At 59.5% G+C, this 4,662-nt stretch carries 3 protein-coding genes; 1 reads left to right on the forward strand and 2 read right to left on the reverse strand.

The genetic code is table 11. From position 1 onward, the window contains the following. Nucleotides 1–128: 128 nt before the first annotated feature. Together GOB90_RS18445 and GOB90_RS18450 are read right to left on the reverse strand one after the other, a co-directional pair. Nucleotides 129–908 (reverse strand): helix-turn-helix domain-containing protein, encoded by a 780-nt coding sequence (locus GOB90_RS18445; RefSeq protein WP_081105755.1) that lies wholly within the window; start codon nt 906–908, stop codon nt 129–131. Next, nucleotides 905–1,564 carry a recombinase family protein gene (locus GOB90_RS18450; protein WP_242012167.1) on the reverse strand — a complete coding sequence of 220 codons (660 nt, stop codon included), beginning with the start codon at nt 1,562–1,564 and terminating at the stop codon, nt 905–907. The genes GOB90_RS18445 and GOB90_RS18450 overlap by 4 nt, the downstream gene beginning before the upstream one ends. 64 nt (nt 1,565–1,628) lie before the next feature. On the opposite strand from GOB90_RS18450, the gene GOB90_RS18455 reads away from it, so the two are divergent. Then, the gene (locus GOB90_RS18455) at nt 1,629–4,604 is read left to right on the forward strand and encodes a Tn3 family transposase (protein WP_146893053.1); all 2,976 of its coding nucleotides are present in this window, start codon (nt 1,629–1,631) and stop codon (nt 4,602–4,604) included. Nucleotides 4,605–4,662 lie beyond the last annotated feature (58 nt).

Raw genomic sequence — 4,662 nt, forward strand, 5'->3', positions numbered from 1 at the left:
GAGGCCATCGTGTGGAAAGTACGCTAAACAACGTTTAGCATGAACAGTAGAAGAACGTCTGGGTAGCGTGATCTTGTCTGAGGGCAAGTCGCTGTTTCTTTGTTGAACAACGGCAAGCAGCACGGAAGTTAGCGGATGAAATATCCGCTAACGCGCCAATATGGCTGTTCACGAGAAAGTACGACGGTTTCAACCGCGTTGGGTTTGTTAGCGAAACGCGTCTGGAACTGAATGATCTGATAGTCACCCGCCGGCGTGCCCGGCAGCGTTTTTGTCTGCATCACGCTTTGGAAGGTGCGTGATGACGGGCGTCCCAACGGTTGTCGTACAGACTGGATCGTAGTGGCCCACTGCGCCGAGGTGATCTTTGCCTTGAACAGTGTGCCTGCGGCTTGCCAGCTTGCATCCCACTGCCCTTCATCAAGCAATTCGACCCATTTGCGGGCATCCGCCGATGCCTTTGTTTCGGCAGGACGGGCAATGCTTGTCGAAATATTCTGGGCGGAAACCCGGGCGTCGTCCTGCCCGCTGATGGTCAAAAGCGCTGCGGCCGCAATGATAAGAGACATGATAAGCATTCCTCCGGTAAGCCACGCCAGGCGATGCCCCGATGATCGCGGCAATTCTGGCTCTTTGGCCCTATCCACCGAAGAAGCTGCTTCGACACCCCCAATTTCCTTGGGGCCGACAAAATTGGGGGTGCCCCCATCCATCTCGGCGAGACGTCGGGCAGCTTCACGGCTGCTCGAAACGCCCAGCTTGCGCCGTGCATCGCGTAGGCGGTCATTTATTGTGTGCACCGACAGACCAAGCGTATTGGCAATGGATTTTGCGTCATGGCCGACCAGAAGCAGACGCAGCGCTTCTTTCTCTCGCGCGCTGAGAACCACTTGATCGTCTGTTGTCATGATACAGCCGATGGTGTCGGCCGCGCGACGCCAAGTCGCTTCATCTCGCGATAGACGGTCGATCGCCCGATCCCGAGCTGACGCGCCGCTTCAGCCGGCGACACGCTCGCCGCGATAAGTTTCAGCGCCGCGCTTACCTTGTCGCTGTCGAGCGGCTGCCGCCCCGGCAACCTGCCCTTTGCCCTCGCCGCCGCAGTCCCGTCGCGTGTACGTTCTGAGATCAGTCGCCGCTCAAAATGCGCAATGGCGCCGAAGACGTGGAAGATCAGCTCTCCGGCTGCGGAGGAAGTGTCGATTTTCTCCTCCAGGCTGAGCAACGCTATTCCGCGTGAGCGGAGCATGGTCACCGTTGTCAGCAACTCTCCCAGTGAACGACCGAGGCGGTCGAGCCGCACAACCGCAAGCGTATCGCCCTTGCGTGCGTATTCCAGCAGCTCGTCCAGTCCTGGTCGCTCCATGCTCTTGCCCGACATCACATCGGTGAACACACGGATCGTACCGGCTTCTTCCAATCGCATACGCTGCCCGGCCACATCCTGATCACCGGTACTGACACGCGCGTATCCCAGAATGCCGCCCATGGCGCCGTCTCCCAAACGACCGTTCTGTGGACACTGAGTGAATGACCATTCCGGATCGACAATATCCGTCCACATAATGCGTCTCTTTACTCTCCGCTGTCCATAGCCGAGACTGACCTTTTGTGGACGGAATGACAGCGTGACCAGGCTCAAACATCACCTGCTGACAGCCCAGGAACGGGATCAGATGCTCGCCATCCCGACAGACCGGGACAGTCTGGTCCGCCTTTACACTTTCGAGCCATCGGATCTGGATATCATCGGTTCCCGGCGCAGGCGACGCACCCAGATGGGCGTTGCCGTGCAACTGGCGTTACTCAGGCACCCGGGAACAACACTGGCTCAGTTTGTGCAGGACGTCGGATCGACGCCATCCGCGTTGGTCGCCTTCGTGGCAGACCAACTTGAGCTTTCCGGCAGCGACCTCGCCGATTACGCCGCGCGGGAGCAGACGATGACCGATCATGCCCGCGATCTGATGACGATCCTTGGCCTGCGCGCGCCCCAGAGAGTCGATATCCCGTTCATGATCGAGGCTGCGGCAAACGCAGCCTGGGCCACGGACAGCGGCATCGTAATCGTCCGGGCCGTGATGGACGCGCTACGCCATGCCAAAATCGCACTCCCTTCGATTTCAACCATCGAACGCGCCAGCATTGCGGGACGGGCGCGGGCCCGACGGAAGACCGCGCAGGCGTTAACGCAGGGCCTCACAGGCGATCAGGTCACGGCGCTGGATCGGCTTTTCGCCACAACGCCTGAAGGGAGCATCAGCCAACTTGCCTCGCTCAAGACCATACCGGTTGCCGTCAAGCCGGATCACATCAAGCGCATTCTGGAATTGTTGAGACAGGTTCGACAGATCGGGATTGATCCCGTCGTCGCCAAGCGCATTCACATCGACCGCTTTCACCAATACGTCCGGGAAGGCCGGATATCTCCGGCCTCGATGATCGAGCGCTACACGCCATCACGCCGTTACGCCACGCTCGTCGCTTTCCTGATCGATGCCGAGGAACGTCTGACGGACAGCGCCCTGGACATGGCTGACAAGCTGGTCGGCAGCATCTTTACCCGGGCACGGAACACAAAGGCCCGCAGCTTTTCGGCAACATCGAAGAACGTCGCACGCCTGATGCGCCTGTTTCAGGCGACCATCGATGCCTTGGCCGAGGCGGCCAGCGACGGCAGAGATCCTATGGAAACTCTGGATGCCACGGTCGGATGGGCGACCCTGTTGAAAGCAAGGTCAGAGGTTGGGGCGATCGCCAGGACTGCCGACCTCGATCCTCTGACAGCCGCTGCGGAGCGTTATATTACCCTTCGAAAATTCGCGCCCGATCTGCTGGAAACGCTGGAATTCCAGGCAGGAAGAGGAGGCGCCAAGACCCTGGCTGCGATCACGTTGTTGCGGAATCTCAACAGAGCAGGCAAACGCGATTTACCTGGCGACGCACCGATGCCGTTTCGCAAGGAATGGCAGAAGATCGTTATCGATCAGGATGACAAGCCCAACCGGCGTCTGTGGGAAATCGCGACGCTCGCGCATTTGCGCAACAAGCTGCGTTCCGGCGATGTGTGGATCGAGCGGTCGGCCAATTATCGTCGCTTCGACAGCTACATGCTCAGTAGGGAGCAGGCAAAACCGTTCATTGCCGAACTTGACCTGCCCCTGTCGGCAAATGAATGGCTGGATCAGCGCGCTCGCGAATTGGATAAACGCCTGAAGAAGTTCGCGCAAAGCCTGAAACGCGACGCCTTGCAGGGGGTGCGCTTTCGTGACGGGCACCTCCAGATATCGCCGATACGCGCGACAACGCCGCCGCAAGCGGAAAACCTGGCGCAACAGCTCAACGCCCTGATGCCGCCAATCCGCATCACGGAGCTGCTGCACGAGGTGGCGCAGGCTACCGGTTTCCTCAGCGCCTTTACCAATCTGCGCACGGGCGAAGCCTGTCCCAACGAGAATGCGTTACTCGCGGCCATTCTGGCGGACGCTACCAATCTGGGGCTATCACGCATGGCTGCCGCGAGTCACGGCGTTACCCGTGATCAGCTCTTCTGGACCCACGACGCTTATGTCCGCGACGAAAATTATCGCAAGGCGCTGGCCGTCCTCATCAACTCTCATCATCGTCTGCCATTTTCCCGGAGCTGGGGGGACGGTTCGAGTTCGAGCTCTGATGGGCAGTTCTTTCGCGGCGCCAAGCGCGGTGCCTCGGGCGGAGACGTCAATGCCCGGTACGGCGTTGACCATGGGTTCAGCTTTTACACGCATGTGTCTGATCAGCGTGCCCCATACCATGTGAAGGTCATCTCGGCTGCGACACACGAAGCGCCATACGTGCTCGACGGCCTGACCAGTCATGGAACCGGGCTTAAAATCTCCGAGCATTATACCGACACGGGTGGTGCCACCGACCATGTCTTCGCGCTCTGCGCCCTGTTGGGTTTTCGCTTTTGCCCGCGCCTGCGCGACTTTCCGGATAGACGCCTGGCGTCCATCGCACCGGCCAGTTCCTATCCCTCCATCAGCCCGCTGCTTGGCAAAACCATCCGCACCGACATCATTCGGGAACAATGGGAGGACGTGCTGCGGCTTGTCGGATCAATCAAGGCCGGGCATGTCGCGCCCTCCAGGATGTTGCGCAAGCTTGCTGCCTATGAGCGCCAGAATCGGCTCGACGTCGCACTCCAGGAAATCGGCAAGATCGAGCGCACTCTGTTCATGCTCGACTGGCTCGAAACCCCTGATCTGCGGCAGAGATGTCAGGCAGGGCTCAACAACAGCGAGCAGCGGCATGTGCTGACCCAGGCAATCCATACCTTCCGCCAGGGACGGATCATCGACCGCAGCCATGAAGCCCAGCAATACCGGGCGTCGGGCCTCAATCTCGTCATCGCGGCGATCGTCTACTGGAATACAGTCTATCTGCAAACCGCCGTCACACATCTGCGCTCAACATCGGCGGCCGTCCCTGAGGACCTGCTGGCGCATACTTCCCCGGTGGGATGGGAGCACATCGCCTTTTCCGGAGACTTTCTCTGGGACAAAGCCGCAGCTTCTGCGGGCCGCAAGACGCTCAATCTGTCGAAACAGGCTCGTGCCGCCTGATCGTTCCTTTATTGTTCATGCCAAACGTTGTTTAGCGTACCATCCACACGATGGCCTC

It is taken from the genome of Acetobacter oeni, assembly GCF_011516825.1.
Taxonomy (GTDB): Bacteria; Pseudomonadota; Alphaproteobacteria; order Acetobacterales; family Acetobacteraceae; genus Acetobacter; species Acetobacter oeni.